This window comes from Plantactinospora endophytica (assembly GCF_016862915.1).
GTDB classification, from domain to species: domain Bacteria; phylum Actinomycetota; class Actinomycetes; order Mycobacteriales; family Micromonosporaceae; genus Plantactinospora; species Plantactinospora endophytica.
Genome location: NZ_BONW01000032.1, coordinates 62,978 through 79,468 on the forward strand (window position 1 = coordinate 62,978; position 16,491 = coordinate 79,468).

The following is a 16,491-nucleotide window of genomic DNA, read 5'->3' on the forward strand; positions in this document are numbered from 1 at the left end:
ATCTGCGGCACCACCGGGTCGTCGGCGGCACCGTCCTCATCAAGATAGAGATCCGTCTATCTGCTGCCAGCCGCGTGCGCCGAGGTTTCCGTCATCCGCGCAACGCGTCGAACCCGTCGATGGCGATCTATGTCCGCCCGCATCAAGACGGATCCGGGACAACCCGCCTCAGCCGTCGTAGTCGACCACGAGTTGGTCGGTGACCGGGCTGGCCTGGCAGGTCAGCACGTACCCGGCGGCCACCTCGTCCGGCTCCAGGGCGTAGTTGCGGGCCATCGACACCTCGCCGGAGACCACCCTCGCCCGGCAGGTCGAGCAGACCCCGCCCTTGCAGGCGTACGGCAGCTCGCCCCGGACCCGCAGGGCCGCGTCGAGGACCCGCTCGTCGCGCCCCATCCGGAAACTCGACGCCCGGCCGTCCAGCCGGATCGTCACCTCGGTACCGGCGTCGGCCGCCGTGCTCGCCGACCGGACCGGCGGCGCGGGCGGCTCGTCCACGTGGAACAGCTCGGCGTGTACGGCCTGCTCCGGCACCCCGCGTTCGGCCAGTACCCGCCGCGCGTCCAGCACCATCCCGTACGGGCCGCAGAGGAACCACTCGTCGATCCGCTCGGCCGGCACGATGGTGTCGAGCAGTCGGCCGAGCCGCTCGGCGTCGACCCGGCCGGAGAGCAGCGGCGACTCGCCCGGCTCCCGGGACAGCACGTGCACCAGGTGCAGCCGCTCCGGGTACCGGTCCTTCAGGTCGGCCAACTCCTCCACGAACATCACGGTGCGACCGTGCCGGTTGCCGTACACCAGGGTGAAGGTGCTGGCCGGTTCGACGGCCAGCGCGGTGGCGACCAGCGACAGCACCGGGGTGATGCCGGAGCCGGCGACGACCCCGGCGTAGTGCCGCACCCGGTCCGGCGCGAACGCCGTGCCGAACGTGCCCAGCGGCGGCAGCACGTCCACGGTGTCCCCGGCCCGCAACGTGCCGACCGCGAAGCTGGAGAAGGCGCCGCCCGGCACCTCCCGTACCCCGATCCGGAGCTGTCCGGTCCCGGCCAGCTCCGCCGGGGTCGAGCAGATCGAGTACGACCGCCGCACCTCCGCCCCGTCCGCACCGAACCGCCGTACGGTGAGGTGCTGACCGGCCCGGAAGGCGAAGGTCTCCCGCAACTCGGCCGGTACCGCGAAGGTGACCGCGACCGCGTCGTCGGTGAGCCGGTCGACGGCCCGGACCGGCAGCGGGTGGAAGACCGGCCGGCGTCGGACCGGCCGGGTGATGGTTACGCTCAAAACGCCCTCAGGTGGTCGAAGGGTTCCCGGCAGGCCCGGCACCGCCACAGCGACTTGCAGGCGGTGGAGCCGAACCGGCTGACCTGCTCGGTGTCGGCGGCCCCGCAGTGCGGGCAGCGCACGGTCAGGGTGAGCGGGACGGGGCGGCCGGCGGCCGGTCCGGCCGGTCCGGGCGGGGCGATCCCGGCGGCGGCCAACTTGGCCCGGCCCGCCTCGGAGATCCAGTCGGTGCTCCAGGCCGGGGCGTAGACCGTGACGACCTCGGCGTCGGCGTGCCCGGCGGCGGTCAGCGCGGCCCGGATGTCGGCCCGGATCACGTCCATCGCCGGGCAGCCGGTGTAGGTCGGGGTGATGGTCACGGTGACCCGGCCGGTCGCCGGATCCTCGGTGACGTCCCGCAGCACCCCGAGGTCGTCGATGGTCAGCACCCGCAGCTCGGGGTCGAGCACCGCCGCCGCGGCCCGGCGGGCGTCCGAGGACCGGACCGCGCTCACCATCGGGCTCCCGGGTGCGCCCGGTGCAGCACCTGCATCTCGGCCAGCAGATAGGAGAGGTGCTCGGTGTGCAGGCCGGCCCGGCCGCCGTCCGGTCCCCAACCGTCGGCGGGGCGGTCCAGCGTCGCCGTCTCCAGCACCGGCTCGACGTTGGCCAGGAAGGCGGAGCGCAGCCCGGCCGGGTCGACCGGCGCGGCCGGGTCGGCGGCGAACAGCTCGACGGTGTACGGCCACAGCTCGTCCACCGCCGCCTGCATCCGCCGGTGCGACTCCTCGGTGCCGTCGCCGAGGCGTACCGTCCAGAGGCTGGCGTGGTCGAGGTGGTACGCCACCTCCTTGCGGGCCTTGCCGGCGATGGCGGCGAGCCGTTCGTCGGCGCCGACGCTGAGCGCCGCGTAGAGCGGCAACTGGTACGCCGACAGCAGCAGCAGCTTCGCCATGGTCGTCGCGAAGTCGCCGTTGGGCAGCTCGACCAGCAGACAGTTGCGGTACTCCCGGTCGGAGCGCAGGTACGCCAGCGCGTCCTCGTCCCGGCCGGCTCCCTCCAGCTCACCGGCGTAGCCGAGCAGCAGCCGGGCGGCGCCGAGCTGGTCCAGGGCGATGTTGGCCAGTGCGACGTCCTCCTCCAGCTCCGGCGCGACGGTGACCCACTCGCCGAGCCGCTGCGCGGCGACCAGGGCGTCGTCGCCGAGCCCGAGCAGGTATTCCACGCTGGTCCGGGCGGGTGCTCCAGGGGTGTTCACAGGTGTGCCGCCCCGTCCGGGACCGGATAGAAGGTCGGGTGCCGGTAGACCTTGTCGGCGGCCGGCTCGAAGAAGGCGTCCTTCTCGTCCGGGCTGGAGGCGGTGATCGCCTGGGCCGGCACGACCCAGATCGAGACGCCCTCCTGCCGCCGGGTGTAGAGGTCACGGGCGTTGCGCAACGCCAGTTCGGCGTCGGGCGCGTGCAGGCTGCCGACGTGGGTGTGCGACAGCCCGCGCCGGGCCCGGACGAAGACCTCCCAGAGCGGCCAGCCGGCCCGGCCCTGCCTCGGCACGGTCATGCCAACACCGTCGCGCGGTCGCTGGTGCGCTCGGCCGTGCGCTTGGCCGCGTACGCGGCGGCGGCCTCGCGTACCCAGGCGCCGTCGGCGTCGGCGCGGCGGCGGTGCGTGATCCGTTGCCGGTTGCACGGCCCGTCGCCCGCGATCACCCGCATCAGCTCGGCGTAGTCGGGCTGGGTGTAGTCGTACGCCTGCCGGGACTCGTTCCACCGCAGGTCGGGGTCGGGCAGCCGGAGGCCGAGCACCTCCGCCTGCTGCACGCACATGTCGACGAAGCGCTGCCGCAGCTCGTCGTTGGAGAAGCGCTTGATCTTCCAGGCCATCGACTGCTGCGAGTGCGTGGAGTCGCCGTCCGGCGGGCCGAACATCGCCAGCGACGGGTACCACCAGCGGTCCACCGCGTCCTGGGCCATCGTCCGCTGTTCCGGGGTGCCGCTCGCCAGTACGTACAGGATCTCGTAGCCCTGCCGCTGGTGGAACGACTCCTCCTTGCAGACCCGGATCATCGCCCGCGCGTACGGCCCGTACGAGCAGCGGCACAGCGGCACCTGGTTGACGATCGCGGCGCCGTCCACCAGCCAGCCGATGGCGCCGACGTCGGCCCAGGTCAGCGTCGGGTAGTTGAAGATCGAGCTGTACTTCTGCCGGCCGGAGAGCAGCATCTCGACCAGTTCGTCCCGGGTCACCCCGAGGGTCTCGGCGGCGGCGTACAGGTAGAGGCCGTGGCCCGCCTCGTCCTGGACCTTGGCGAGCAGGATGGCCTTGCGCTTCAGCGAGGGCGCCCGGCTGATCCAGTTGCCCTCGGGCTGCATTCCGATGATCTCGGAGTGGGCGTGCTGGGCGATCTGCCGGATCAGGGTCTTCCGGTACGCCTCCGGCATCCAGTCCCGGGGCTCGATCTTCTGGTCGGCGTCGATCAGGGCGGCGAAGTAGTCCTGCGGGTCGGTGTCGGCGGTCGAGCCGTCCTCGGGGCCTGGACGACCACGGCCGGCAGCCGCCCGCAGCGCCGCCTCCGCCGCCTCGACCTGATCGAGCAGGCCGCCGGCGGGTCCGTCATCCGGGACCGGGAAGTCATGTCCGTACACGCAGCAAGTGTTACAGCTCAACTAGCCAGTAACCAAGACGTGTAATAGAAATGCCGCCCAGACCCGGCCCCGACCTACACAGACGCCAGACACCCAAATGTCCGCACTGATGGGTGAATGAGCCTGGTCACACCCACCCTAAGATTCAGGATCTAGTACTACAAAAGGGGTTATTTCCGGGCGACACCGGAGAACTCCCCGACCTGCACCATCTGGCGGATCGGGCCGGGCGACGTAAACTTTCCCCGTTCCGTCCTGCCGACTCCCCCGGCAACTCGGACGCGGAGCAGACCGCCGGTGTGGGGCTGGCGGACGCACCGCCGGCACCACCGCAAGACGCACAGTGCCCCGGACACAGCGGCCCCCCGGCCTTCACCCTTGGAGCCCCATCCTCATGCGTTCCCGCGTGACCCTGGTGCTCGCCATCACGACAGTCGTGCTTGGCGGCCTGCTGCTCGTACCCGCCGCGTACGCCCGGCTGGTCGACTCCGACGGAACTCCGTCCTCGGCCGAGGAGAAGACACCGGTCGGGATCGAGCCGTCCGCGCCGCCGCCGCCGACCCTGGCCGCCGCCCCGGTGAGCGTGAAGGGGGTGGACGGCTTTTTCTCCTGGGCGCTGCTCGACCGGGAGAGCGGCAAGATCTCCGGCGCCAAGAACATGACCTCGACCAACTCGACCGAGTCGATGATCAAGGTCTGGATCGTCTCCGACTACCTCCGCCAGCTCGGCAGCAAGAAGCCTCCGGCGTCGTACCTCAAGATGGCCAGCGCCTCGATCCGGGACAGCAACGACGACGCCACGAACACGCTCTACAACGCCGCCGGCGGCGTCGGCAGCCTGGACCGCCTGATCAAGATGTGCGGCCTCACGGACACGTCGAAGGAGATTCCTCCCGGAGACAAGCGCGTTTGGTGGAGTTACACCAGTATGTCCCCCCGGGACGCGGTCCGGATGGGAGAGTGCGTCAAGGACGGCACCGCCGCCGGACCGAAGTGGACCGAGTTTGTGCTGGATGAGATGACCAAGGTACGCGGTACGACCGCAGCAAAGGATCAGCTGGCCCGACAGGGCGGCGGTCGTTGGGGCATCATCGACGGCCTGCCGAAGGGGATCATCGCGCAGGGGCCGGTCAGCATCAAGAACGGCTGGACGCTGATCAACGCCGACGGCAAGTGGCACCTGAACTGCCTCGCGATCACCGACGACTGGGTGCTCTCCGTGATGACCCGCTACTCCGGCCGCAAGGGCCTCGACTACGGTGCCGACGTCTGTGCCAGCGTGGCCAGCCAACTGGTCCCACCGCAACCCGGCGCCGTCCTGCGGGTCCCGGTGCCGCTGACCACGAAGAAGGCCTGATGGGTGCCGAGGAACGCGCCGCCGAGCGACGGGCCCGGTCCAACCGGTCGACGCTGCTGCGGCTGAGCCTGATCGCGGGCGTGCTGCTGGTGCTGGTGCTGGTCGGGCTCCGGCTGATGCCGGGTTCGCCGCTGGCGAGTACCGCCGCCGCCAAGTGGGGGGAGCCGACCGGCACCCCGGGCGGCACCAGCAGCACCACCCCGGGGAAGCGGAGCACGCCCACCCCGACGCCGAGTCCCGAGTTGCCGGCACTGCCGGTGGCGCCGGCCAACGTGAAGATCGACAAAGACGGCTGGTGGAACTGGGCGCTGATGGACACCCGGACCGGCAAGATCGCCGGTTCGGCCAACATGGACGAGACCAACCCAACCGCCTCGATGATCAAGGCGTGGATCGGGGCGGACTTCCTGCGCCGGGCCGCCGAGGACGGCGAGACGCCGAGCGACACCCGGATGAACCAGGTCTCGATCATGATCCGGGACAGCGACAACAACGCCGCGCAGACCCTCTACGAGCTGAACGGCGGCACGGCGTCGATCAAGCGGCTGATCAGCATCTGCGACCTGACCGACAGCAGCCCGGCCGCCGACGGCGGCTGGAGCCGTACCGCGCTGTCGGCCCGGGACACCGCGCGGATGGGTGCCTGCATCGCCGACGGCCGGGCCGCCGGGCCGGAGTGGACCGAGTGGCTGCTCGACGAGATGCGCGCCGTACGCGGGGTCGGCAACTTCGGCATCCGCAAGGCGTTCCCGGCCGCCGAGCAGAAGACCATCGCGGTCAAGAACGGCTGGGTCGACCGGCAGCGCGAGCAGAAGTACACGGTCAACTGCCTGGCCATCGGCGACGGTTGGACGATGGCGGTGGAGACCCGGTACGCGATCGACCTCGGCTACACGTACGGGGCGAAGATCTGCGAGGACGTGGCCCGGCAACTCCGCACGGACTGACCGGCAGCACAGCTCAGTACGGACTGACCGGCCCGGCGGCGGCTCACCAGAAGGTGGGCCCGCCCGCCGGCAGCGCCGGTACGCCGGCCAGGTCCACGGCCCGGCGGGCGAACTCCCGCAGCCCCGCCACCTGGCGCTCGCCGAGCGAGAAGTCCAGCGTCCGGAAGTACGTCGCCAGGGTCGCCGCGTCGAACGGCTCCCACCGGGCCGCCGACTCGGCCACCTCGTCGAGTTCGGCCAGGCAGAGGTCCCGGGAACGCAGGAACGCCTGGTGCACGTCCTTGACCTGGCCGGGATGGCTGGCGGCGAAGTCCCGGCGTACCGCCCAGACGGCGAAGACCATCGGCAGCCCGGTCCAGTCCCGCCACGCCTGCCCGAGGTCGGTGACCTCCAGCCCGCGGCCGGGCGCCTCGTAGAGCGCGCGCAGCGCGACGTCGCCGATCAGCACCCCGGCCTCGGCCTCCAGCAGCATCGTGGTCAGGTCGGGCGGGCAGGTGAAGTATTCCGGGTCGACGCCGTACTTCTGCGCCAGCAGCATCCGGGCGAGCAGCACCCCGGTCCGGGAGGTGGAGCCGAGGGCGACCTTGGCGCCGTCCAGCTCGGCCAGCGGACGGGTGGAGACGATGTTGACCGAGAGCACCGGGCCGTCGCTGCCGACCGCGAGATCCGGGAGCAGCAGCAGCTCGTCGGCGTGCTTGAGGTATTCGACCAGGGTGATCGGGCCGATGTCGAGGTCACCGGCGACCAGGGCGGCGCTGAGCCGCTCCGGCGAGTCCTTGTGCAGCTCGACGTCGATCAGCGCACCGGAGCGCATCAGGCCCCAGTAGATCGGCAGACAGTTGAGAAACTGGATATGGCCTACCCGGGGTCGCCGCAGTTCGGTCATGATCCGACGGTAACCGCCGGTTCGGCCGGCCGCTCGGCCGACCGGGACGTAAGTGGCCCAGGACGCATCCGGGACCGCTCCCGCCGAGTGGCCCGGAGCACGATCGGGGTCACTCCGGCGACCACGGCCAGCCCGGCCAGCCCGGTCACCGCGACCAGCGGGCGGGGCGGGAAGCCGGCGAGCAGGATGCCGCCGAGCAGGTAGCCGACCATCCCGGCGCCCTGGATGGCGGCGCCCTGGGCGGCGAAGGCCCGGCCGCGCGCCTCCGGCGGTACCCGGTTGGTCAACACCAGATTGCTGAAGACGTTCAGTCCGCCGTTGGCGACGCCGCCGACCAGCCAGAGCAGCACCAGCCAGCCGGCGGCCGGCACGGTGGCGCCGAGTGCGACGAGCAGGCAGGCCGCGCCGAGCATGCCGAGCACGCCCTGGACCAGTGCGCCGTCGTCCCGGGCCCGCCGGGCGGTGCCGGCCAGCAGCCAGGCGCCGACCAGCATCCCGGCCGTCCAGGCCGCGCTGACCAGGCCGAACGTCGTGGTCGAGGCGCTCAGGGTCTCGCGTACGTAGAACACCTCGATCACGTTGACCGCGCCCACCCCGGCCACCGTCGCGGCGACCGCGAGCACCATCGCGGCGAGCAGCGGGTCACGGCGCAGCCGCCAGGCCGGGGCCGTCGCCGCCGGGCTCGTCCCGCCGGTCGCGGCCGTGGTCCGCCGGCCACCCCGGCGGGTACGCAGCAGCAGCCCCGCCGCGATCAACGCGAGATAGCTGCCGGCGTCGAGCAGCAGTGGCACCCGGGCACCGAACTGGCCGACCAGCAGTCCGGCCAGGGCCGGTGCGACGAGCATGCCCACCGAGCCGGCGGTCTGGTTGATCGCGCTGGCCCGGGGCAGGTCGGCCCGGCGCACCATCTCGGGCAGCAGGGCGGCCAGGGTCGGCTGGGTGATCGCCAGTCCGCAGGAGAGCAGCCCGGCCAGCAGCAGGATCGCGGCCATGCTGTCGGCGAAGGCCAACGCGGCGCAGACAACCGCCTGACCGGCACCGGCCCAGACCAGCAGGGTGCGGCTGTCTACCCGGTCGGCCAGTCGACCGGTCAGCGGGGCGAGCAGCACCAGCGGCAGCGTGGCGGCGAGCAGCACCCCGGAGACCGCCAGCCCACCGGCGCCGGCCGTTTGCAGTGCGAGCGCCAGCGCGGTCGCGGCGAGGAAGTCGCCGCAGCTCGACACCGCCCGCGCCCCGGCGGCCAGGTAGACGTCCCGCCAGCGCGAGACCGTCGGCGCTCCGTCGGTGGACACACTGGGATCGGCAGATGCGAAGGACATACTTCGAAAGTAATCCTTCACATCTGTCGTACGCAAGCTCTGCGGTTCAGTCCATCGGCAGCGCCGCGTAGTGCACCATCACCGGGCGGGCACCCTCGGGTGGGTCGACCCGCTCCCGCCGCCGGTACGGCTTCATCAACGCGCGTACCGCCTCGTTGAGTGCGGTCAGCTCCTCGGCGGTCAGCATCAGTGCCGCACCGCCGTACTGGGCGGCGTCGTACCACTCCTTCGGCTCGTCGCCGGTCCGGCGGGCCCAGTCCCGGACCCGCGCCATGTCGCGGGCGGCGTACACCTCGATCAGGGTTTCCTGCGCGGCCCGCGCCTCCGGCGGCGCGTCCTGGCCGACCTCCACCCCCCAGGAACCGACGCTGCTTCGCCACAGCCGCTCGCGGGCGTCGCCCCGGCTCGGTGCCTGCTCGACCAGCCCGAACTTGGCCAACTCCCGAAGGTGGTAGCTGACCGCGCTGGGCGAGAGCCCGACGATCTCGGCGCACTCGGTGGCGGTGACCGCCGCCCCGGTGGTGGTCAGGTGCTCCATGATCTCCAGCCGGGCCGGGTGCGCCAGCGCCCGCATCACCTGCGGATCGCTGATCATCATCGGCCGCTGCTCGACGGGGCGTTCGGTCATCCGCCCATGATTCCGCCTCGGCCCCGCCCAGCGGTAACGACCTGGTGATGCAACCCGGTGCGCACTACGAACTGTCTGTACTACAAACAGCAGGTACTACAAACTGTTTGTAGTACGCTGCCTTCATGCCGATCGTGGGGCGGGTAGCCGAGCTGACGGAGCTGGCCTCGGCCTGGCAGCGGGCCACCGAGGGTCATCCTGAGCTGGCGGTGGTCTGGGGCCGGCGCCGGGTGGGCAAGACCTACCTGCTCACCCACTTCGCCCGGGACAAGCGGGCGGTTTACTTCACCGCCACCCGACAGGACTCCGACGACCGGCAGCTTCGCCGGCTCGCCGAGGCGCTGCGCGAGCAACTCGGCGACGAGGTGGCCGACCTGGCCCCGGCGACCTTCCCGGACTGGGAGACCGCGCTGCGGTTCGTCGCCCGGCTGGCCCGCACCGACCCGCTGCTGGTGGTGCTCGACGAGGCGCCCCGGCTGACCGGCGGGCACGCCGACTTCGCCGACACCGTCTCAGCCGTCTGGGAGAATCACCTTCGCGACCAGCGGCTGTTGCTGGTGCTCTCCGGATCGGCGGTCGCGGTGATGGAGCAGATGCTCGGCCCGCAGGGCGGGCTGCACCGCCGGGCCGGCGTCGAGCGCCGGATGGACCCGTTCCCGCTGCGGGACGCCCGGGCCTTCCTGCCCGACCTGCCCCCCGAGCAGTTCCTGGAGGCGTACGCGGCCTGCGGCGGCTACCCGCTGCATCTGAGCCGGTGGTCGGCGGGGCGCTCCAGCGAGGAGAACCTGGACGAGCTGGCCTTCACCCCTGGCGGCCTGCTGCTACGCGACGCGCCGGACATTCTCTCCGAGGACCTCGACTGGCGGGGCGGCTACGAGCGGGTGCTGACCGCGATGGCCGGTGGGGCCCGGCGACGTTCCCGGATCGCCGGCCGGGCCCAGCAGCGGATCGACTACACCCTCGACCGGCTGCGCCGAGCCGGTTACGTCCGCGCGGTACGCCCGGTCGGCGCAGGCGGCTCCGCCGATCCGATGTACGAGATCGCCGACGACTACCTCGCGTACTGGTTCGCCGTGCTGCGTGACGACGCCGACCTGATCGACGGCGGCCAGGGGCCTGCGGTCCGGCGACGCACCTGGGGGCGCTGGCAGACGCACGTCGCCCGGGTCTTCGAAGCGGCGGCCCGGGAGCACGCCCAGCACCTGGTGGCCACCGGCGCCCTGCCGGCCGAAACCGTCGTCGGCCGCTGGTGGAAGGACGAGACCGCCGAGATCGACGTGCTTGGACTGGCCGGCGACGACCCCGTACTCGTCGGCGAGGCCCGGTGGCAGAGCAAGCCGCTCACCCTGCGCGACCTGACCGACCTGCGACGCCGGGCCGGCCACCTGCCGCCGCCCGGACCGGCCGGCCTGACCTTCGGGTTCTGGTCACGTGGCGGTGGCGACGAGGCGCTGGCCGGCCACCCGGAGGTGCGCACCTTCACCCCGGCCGACATGCTGGCGGGCGCACCGGGTCGGCGGTCCGGCCGGCGCGGCAGGTGAAATTCGGTGGAACAGGAGCTGAGCCGCAGGTAGTGTTGCTGGCCGCTTGACGGCCGAGGTGATAAAGCACCGCAGCGGACGTCCCCGCGCCGGGAGCCGGCCATCCGCCCCCGGACACGCGAGCGAGCAGCCGACGCGCTGATGCGCCGATGGGAACCAGCATGCCCGCACAGGATCTCGACACCGACCTGGAGTACGAACGCGCACACCTGGCCGCCTCCCGGGCCGCGCTGCGCCGGATGCGGGAGCACGCCGAGTCGCTCTTCCGCACCGGTCAGGACGTCGCCGGTGACGCGTACGCGGCCGAAACGCTCGGCCGGGCTCTCTCCCGGCGGGTCGCCGAACTCGCCGACGACCCGAGTACCCCGCTCTTCTTCGGCCGCCTCGACTTCGCCGACGCCAACTACCACATCGGCCGGCGGCACGTCACCGACCCGGCCGGCGAGCCGATGGTGCTGGACTGGCGGGCCCCGATCTCCCGCTCGTTCTACCGGGCCACCGTCCGGGACCCGCAGGGGGTGCAGGTCCGGCGGCGGTTCGGCTTCGGCGCCGGCCAGCTCACCAGCTTCGAGGACGAACACCTGGACCGGGGCGAGGAGTACGGCACCGCCAGCCGGATCCTGACCGCCGAGATCGAGCGCCCCCGGGTCGGGCCGATGCGGGACATCGTCGCCACCATCCAGCCCGAGCAGGACGAGTTGGTCCGGGCCGACCTGGCCGACTCGATCTGCGTACAGGGTGCGCCGGGGACCGGGAAGACGGCGGTCGGGCTGCACCGGGCCGCGTACCTGCTCTACCTGCACCGGGAGCGGCTGCGCCGGTCCGGGGTACTGGTGGTCGGGCCGAACCGGGCATTCCTGTCCTACATCTCGGCGGTGCTGCCGGCGCTGGGCGAGGTCGAGGTGACCCAGTCGACCGTCACCGAACTGCTCGACACCCCGGTACGCGGGGTCGACCCGCCGGACACCGCCGCGCTGAAGCACGATCCCCGGATGGCCGAGGTGCTGCGCCGGGCCCTGGCCGGACTGCTGCGTGCCCCGGAGGAGCCGATGGTGGTCTCCGACGGCTCGTACCGGTGGCGGATCACCGCCGAGGCGCTGCGCCGGGTGGTCGAGGAGGCCCGCCGGGAGGAGCTGCCGTACGCCACCGGCCGGGAACGGGTCCGGGCCCGGGTCGTCGGCCTGCTGCAACGGCAGTCGGAGGCGCGCCGGGGCGACTCTCCCGGCGAGGGCTGGCTGCGCCGGATGGGCCGGTCGAAGCCGGTCACCGAGTTCCTCGACCGCTGCTGGCCGGCGGTCACCCCGGACGGGCTGGTGCACCGGCTGCTGGCCGACCCGCAGGCGCTGGCCGCCGCCGCCGACGAGCTGCTCAGCGAGGCCGAGCAGGCCCGGCTGAGTTGGCCGAAACCGCCCCGGACCGCGAAGGCGACGAAGTGGTCCGAGGCCGACGCCGTACTGGTCGACGAGGCGGCCGGGCTGGTCGAGCGGCTACCCAGCTTCGGGCACGTGGTGGTGGACGAGGCCCAGGACCTCTCCCCGATGCAGTGCCGGGTGATCGCCCGGCGCAGCGAGCACGGCTCGATCACGCTCCTCGGTGACCTCGCCCAGGGCACCGCGCCGTGGGCCGCCACGGACTGGCGGGAGTCGCTGCGGCACCTCGGCAAGCCGGACGCCTCGGTGGTGCCGCTGACCATCGGGTTCCGGGTACCGGCGGTGGTGGTGGCGCTGGCCAACCGGCTGCTGCCGGCGCTGGCCGTGGACGTACCGCCGGCCGAGTCGCTGCGCCGGGACGGTGCGCTGGACATCCGTACCGTCTCCGATCTGCCGGCCGCGACGGTGGCCGAGGTGCGCGCCGCGCTGGAGCACGACGGCTCGGTCGCGGTGATCGCCGCCGAGGCCGAGGCGGACGGGCTGCGTGCCGCGCTGGCCGGGGCCGGGATCGCCACCAGCACCGCCGACGAGGTCGAGCCGCCGGCCCGGGTCACGGTGGTGCCGGCCACCCTGGCCAAGGGTCTGGAGTACGACCACGTGATCGTGGTCGAGCCGGCCCGGATCGTGGCGGCGGAACCGCGCGGCCTGCACCGGCTCTACGTGGTGCTGACCCGGGCGGTGTCCCGGCTCGCCGTGCTGCACACCGAACCGCTGCCCGCACCGCTCTGACCTCCCCCGCACCGACCTCGATCGTCTGGCCGCAGCGGTCTGGCCGCAGTGGTTCCGGCGGTGCGTTCGGGTGACCGGGGGGCGGCGCGGGTCCGCCTCGCGGGGGAACCCGGCGACGGACCGGCGGCGGGTCGGCTCGTCCACGGTGTCGAGACGGAACTCGGTACCGATGTGGACGATCCGGTGGCCCGCGCGGGCCAGACTTCAGGGGACAGACCACCATCCACCGGGGGAGGACCAGTTGTCCGCGTACCGTCCACACCAGTCCCGTCGGGACTTCCTGCGTACCGTCGCGGGGTCGGCCGTGGCCGCCACCGCCCTCGCCGCCGGCGCCTCTCCGGCGCTGGCCGGGCCGGTCGGCGCGACCCGGACCGGCACCGGCAGCCTGCCCGACGACGCGCTGCGCGACGCCCTGCGCGCGATCACCGACGCCGGGATGCCCGGCGTCCTCGCCGAGGTACGCGATGGCGCCGCGACCTGGCGCGGCGCGAGCGGCCTGGCCGACATCACCACCGGCCGGCCGATGCGGGCGGACTTCCAGCACCGGATCGGCAGCGTCACCAAGACGTTCGTCTCGACGGTGCTGCTGCAACTCGTCGCCGAACGCCGGCTCGAACTCGACGCGCCGCTGCGCCGCTACCTGCCCCGGCTCGCCCCGGACGGGGTGACCGTGCGGATGCTGCTCGCCCACACCAGCGGGATCAACGACTACGACCACGTGATCTTCGGCTCGGTGGAGAACATCGAGAAGTACCAGCACACCACGATCCGCCCGCTGGAGCTGGCCGGGATCGGGCTCCGGCAGGCACCGACCAACGCGCCGGGCGAGCGGCACTCCTACTCGAACACCAACTACGTGCTCGCCGGGCTGCTGCTGGAGCGGATCACCGGGCGGCCGGCCGCCGTCGAGGTCACCCGCCGCGTGCTGCGCCCGCTCGGCCTGCGCCGGAGCTACTTCCCGGGTACGGAGCCACGGATCGACGGGCCGCACTCGGCCGGGTACGTGCCCTGGATCGACGGCACCCTGCGGGACTTCAGCGTCTACAACATGTCCTGGGGCTGGATGGTCGGTGACCTGGTCTCCACCACCGCCGACCTGAACAGGTTCTTCCGGGCGCTGCTCGGCGGCCGGCTGCTTCGGCCGGCCGAACTGGCCGAGATGCGCCGTACGGTGCCGACCGACCCGGCCGACCCGGACGGGGTCGGGTACGGGCTCGGTCTGCTCGGCGTGCCGTTGCCGACCGGTCCCACCTGGGGACACGACGGTGTCGTACTCGGGCACCAGACCCTGTCGCTGCACTCGCCGGACGGTCGGCGCCAGGTCAGCGTCGGGATGAACGCCACCCACTACTGGGTACCGGGGCAGCCCGACCCGATCGGCGCGGCGCTGGGCCACTTCGTGGCAACCGCGTTCGGCGGTACGCCGGCACCGGCGGCGGCCACCCGGGGCCGTACCTCCGGGCACTGGTCGGCGGCCGGGCCGCTGACCGCCGCTCCGGGCGCGGCGACCCTGCACAACCCGCTGCCCGGCGCCCGCGTTCCCGGCTGACAACCGGGTCTCTCCGGCCGGAGGGTCAGGTCGCGTCGTGGCGCCGCATGGCCCTCCGGCCGTCGTGCCCGCCGGGCCGTCCCGGCGCCCGGCCGAGCCACCGAGTGCCCGAAAACTAGTTTGCTCGTCCACGGACTTTGTGTTGTAAACTCGTTTACGTGACCGGGAACTTTAGCCACGAGTCGACCGACGAGCCCGACCCGACCGACGCCCGCGACGAGCTGCCGCCCGCCGATCCGGCCGCCGCGCTGCGGCTGATCGCCGACCAGCAGGCCGAGGCGGCCCGCCGACTCAGCCCGAACCTGCTCTGGTACTACTGGCCCTGGGGCCTGGCCTGGCTGATCGGCTTCGGCCTGTTCTTCCTGCGCTTCGGGCCGGACGGCCGGGTCTTCGTCGACCTGCCCACCTGGCTGCCGCTGCTCGTCCTGCTCGCCATGCTGGTCGCCGCCGGGATCATCTCCGGGATCGTCGGCGGTCGGACGTACGGCCAGGTCACCGGCGACTCCCAGCGACGCGGCCTCTGGTACGGGCTGTCCTGGGGCCTCGGCTTCAGCGGCATCAGCGCCGTACTCGGCCGGGTCGCCGAGCACCTGCCCGAGGACATCGCCGGACTGCTCTGGGCCGGCGTCGCCGTCGGGCTGACCGGCGCCCTGCACATGGCCGGCGGCGCCGTCTGGCTGGACCGCAACCTCTTCCGGCTCGGCGTCTGGATCAGCGTCATCAACATCGCCGGGCTGATCGCCGGCCCCGGCTGGCACGCCCTGGTGATCTCGGTCCTCGGCGGCGGCGGGATGCTGGCGGCCGGCGTCCTCTTCCTGATCCGCGACCGGAGGCGGGGCCAGGCTGTCACCGCCGGCCTGCCGGGCACCGCGAGCGGGAGCGCCCGGAGTGCCCGGTGAACGGCCCTCCCGAACTCGACCCCGTGATCCACGCCCAGGCCCGACTCCGGGTGACCGCCACCCTCGCCACGCTGCACCACGGCGACCGGATCACCTTCCCCCGGCTCCAGGACATCCTCCAGATGACCGCCGGCAACCTCTCGGTGCACCTGCGCAAACTCGAAGAGGCCGGCTATGTGGAGATCGTCAAGACCCACCACGGCCGTACCCCGACCACGCTCGTCGGGCTCACCCGGCGCGGCCGGTTCGCCTTCGAGGAATACACCCTCGCGGTCCGCGCCCTGCTCGATCCCGCTCAGACGGAGGAGAAGCCATGATCCTCGCCCGCGCCGTCCAGGCCACCCGCCGGTACGGCGACGTCACCGCCCTCGACCGGGTCGACCTCGAACTGCCCGCCGGTGAACTCGTCGGCCTGCTCGGCCCGAACGGCGCCGGCAAGAGCACCCTGCTCAGCCTGCTGGTCGGGCTGCGCCGGGTCAGCTCCGGCCGGGTCGAACTGTTCGGCGGCGACCCCCGCGACCCGGCGTACCGCCGGCAGATCGGGATGACGCCACAGGAAACCGGGTTGCCGCCCACACTGCGGGTCGGCGAGGTGGTCGACTTCGTCTCCGCGCACTACGCCGACCCGGTACCCCGGACCGAACTGCTCGGCCGGTTCGGCATCGACGACCTGACCCGGCGGCAGACCGGCGGGCTCTCCGGCGGGCAGAAGCGCCGGCTGGCGGTCGCACTGGCGTTCGTCGGCCGCCCCCGGCTGGTCTTCCTCGACGAGCCGACCACCGGGCTGGACGTCACCGCCCGCCGCGAACTCTGGGACGGCATCCGCCAGTTCCACGCCGACGGCGGGACGGTGCTGCTGAGCAGCCACTACCTGGAGGAGATCGAGGCCCTGGCGCACCGGGTGGTGGTACTCGGCCAGGGTCGGGTGCTCGCCGACGACACCGTCAACGCCATCCGCGACCTGGTCGGGGTACGCCGGGTCAGCCTGGTCGCCCCGGAACTGCCGGCACTGCCCGGGGTACGCGCCGTCGAGCGGACCGAGGGCGTCACCCACCTGCTCACCACCGACGCGGACCAACTGGTCCGGGAACTGGTCGGCAGCGGAGTCCCGTTCTCCGGCCTGGAGATCCGGCCGAGCAGCCTGGAGGACGCCTTCCTGGCCATCACCGAGGCCCGGCCCGCCATTCCGGCACAGCCGCAGGACACCGCCACCTCGGCACAGCCGCAGGACACCGCCTCGGCACAGCCCGCCGCCGCGCGGTCCGAGCCCGTGCCCGCCCAGCCCGCCGACGTCTGACCGGAGG

The 16,491-nt window shown here is 72.7% G+C and carries 16 protein-coding genes; 8 read left to right on the forward strand and 8 right to left on the reverse strand.

All coding sequences use genetic code 11. From position 1 onward, the window contains the following. Positions 1-168: 168 nt before the first annotated feature. From paaE to paaA, 5 genes are read right to left on the reverse strand one after another with little or no spacing between them, the layout of a single operon-like run. Positions 169-1,281, reverse strand: coding sequence for a 1,2-phenylacetyl-CoA epoxidase subunit PaaE (gene paaE / locus Pen02_RS29455; RefSeq protein WP_203869393.1), 1,113 nt, complete (start codon positions 1,279-1,281; stop codon positions 169-171). Beyond that, positions 1,278-1,778, reverse strand: coding sequence for a 1,2-phenylacetyl-CoA epoxidase subunit PaaD (gene paaD, locus Pen02_RS29460; protein WP_203869394.1), 501 nt, complete (start codon positions 1,776-1,778; stop codon positions 1,278-1,280). The genes paaE and paaD overlap by 4 nt, the downstream gene beginning before the upstream one ends. Then, positions 1,772-2,518 (reverse strand): 1,2-phenylacetyl-CoA epoxidase subunit PaaC, encoded by a 747-nt coding sequence (gene paaC, locus Pen02_RS29465; RefSeq protein WP_203869395.1) that lies wholly within the window; start codon positions 2,516-2,518, stop codon positions 1,772-1,774. Before paaC ends, paaD begins: the two co-directional genes overlap by 7 nt. Continuing rightward, entirely contained in the window at positions 2,515-2,817 is a 303-nt protein-coding gene (gene paaB / locus Pen02_RS29470; protein WP_203869396.1) for a 1,2-phenylacetyl-CoA epoxidase subunit PaaB, read from the reverse strand. The genes paaC and paaB overlap by 4 nt, the downstream gene beginning before the upstream one ends. Beyond that, the gene (gene paaA / locus Pen02_RS29475) at positions 2,814-3,902 is read right to left on the reverse strand and encodes a 1,2-phenylacetyl-CoA epoxidase subunit PaaA (protein WP_203869397.1); all 1,089 of its coding nucleotides are present in this window, start codon (positions 3,900-3,902) and stop codon (positions 2,814-2,816) included. The genes paaB and paaA overlap by 4 nt, the downstream gene beginning before the upstream one ends. Before the next feature lie 394 nt (positions 3,903-4,296). Here paaA and Pen02_RS29480 point away from each other — a divergent pair, with 394 nt between their 5' ends. Then, positions 4,297-5,259 (forward strand): serine hydrolase, encoded by a 963-nt coding sequence (locus tag Pen02_RS29480; protein WP_203869398.1) that lies wholly within the window; start codon positions 4,297-4,299, stop codon positions 5,257-5,259. Further along, a complete protein-coding gene (locus Pen02_RS29485) occupies positions 5,259-6,206 on the forward strand; it encodes a serine hydrolase (RefSeq protein WP_203869399.1) in 948 nt (315 codons plus the stop codon). The genes Pen02_RS29480 and Pen02_RS29485 overlap by 1 nt, the downstream gene beginning before the upstream one ends. A gap of 43 nt (positions 6,207-6,249) precedes the next feature. Here the strand turns inward: Pen02_RS29485 and Pen02_RS29490 are convergent, their stop codons facing one another. From Pen02_RS29490 to Pen02_RS29500, 3 genes are read right to left on the reverse strand one after another with little or no spacing between them, the layout of a single operon-like run. Further along, entirely contained in the window at positions 6,250-7,092 is an 843-nt protein-coding gene (locus Pen02_RS29490; protein WP_372445694.1) for a menaquinone biosynthetic enzyme MqnA/MqnD family protein, read from the reverse strand. Then, a complete protein-coding gene (locus tag Pen02_RS29495) occupies positions 7,089-8,411 on the reverse strand; it encodes an MFS transporter (protein WP_203869400.1) in 1,323 nt (440 codons plus the stop codon). The genes Pen02_RS29490 and Pen02_RS29495 overlap by 4 nt, the downstream gene beginning before the upstream one ends. Positions 8,412-8,457: 46 nt before the next feature. Further along, on the reverse strand, positions 8,458-9,039 hold the full coding sequence (locus Pen02_RS29500; protein WP_239141504.1) for an ArsR/SmtB family transcription factor: 582 nt from the start codon (positions 9,037-9,039) through the stop codon (positions 8,458-8,460). 125 nt (positions 9,040-9,164) lie between these two features. Between Pen02_RS29500 and Pen02_RS29505 the strand changes: the two genes are divergently transcribed. The 6 genes from Pen02_RS29505 (at position 9,165) to Pen02_RS29530 (ending at position 16,484) form a co-directional block, all read left to right on the forward strand. Beyond that, entirely contained in the window at positions 9,165-10,580 is a 1,416-nt protein-coding gene (locus Pen02_RS29505) for an ATP-binding protein (protein ID WP_203869401.1), read from the forward strand. A 161-nt stretch (positions 10,581-10,741) separates the two neighbouring features. Then, complete coding sequence (locus Pen02_RS29510; protein WP_203869402.1) at positions 10,742-12,739, forward strand: HelD family protein; 1,998 nt, start codon at positions 10,742-10,744, stop codon at positions 12,737-12,739. A gap of 400 nt (positions 12,740-13,139) precedes the next feature. Next, a complete protein-coding gene (locus Pen02_RS29515; protein ID WP_372445696.1) occupies positions 13,140-14,288 on the forward strand; it encodes a serine hydrolase domain-containing protein in 1,149 nt (382 codons plus the stop codon). Positions 14,289-14,446: 158 nt separating this feature from the next. Then, positions 14,447-15,187, forward strand: a complete 741-nt coding sequence (locus tag Pen02_RS29520) for a transporter (RefSeq protein WP_203869404.1) — start codon at positions 14,447-14,449, stop codon at positions 15,185-15,187. Then, entirely contained in the window at positions 15,184-15,504 is a 321-nt protein-coding gene (locus tag Pen02_RS29525) for a transcriptional regulator (protein ID WP_203869405.1), read from the forward strand. The genes Pen02_RS29520 and Pen02_RS29525 overlap by 4 nt, the downstream gene beginning before the upstream one ends. Continuing rightward, complete coding sequence (locus tag Pen02_RS29530) at positions 15,501-16,484, forward strand: ABC transporter ATP-binding protein (RefSeq protein ID WP_203869406.1); 984 nt, start codon at positions 15,501-15,503, stop codon at positions 16,482-16,484. Before Pen02_RS29525 ends, Pen02_RS29530 begins: the two co-directional genes overlap by 4 nt. Positions 16,485-16,491 lie beyond the last annotated feature (7 nt).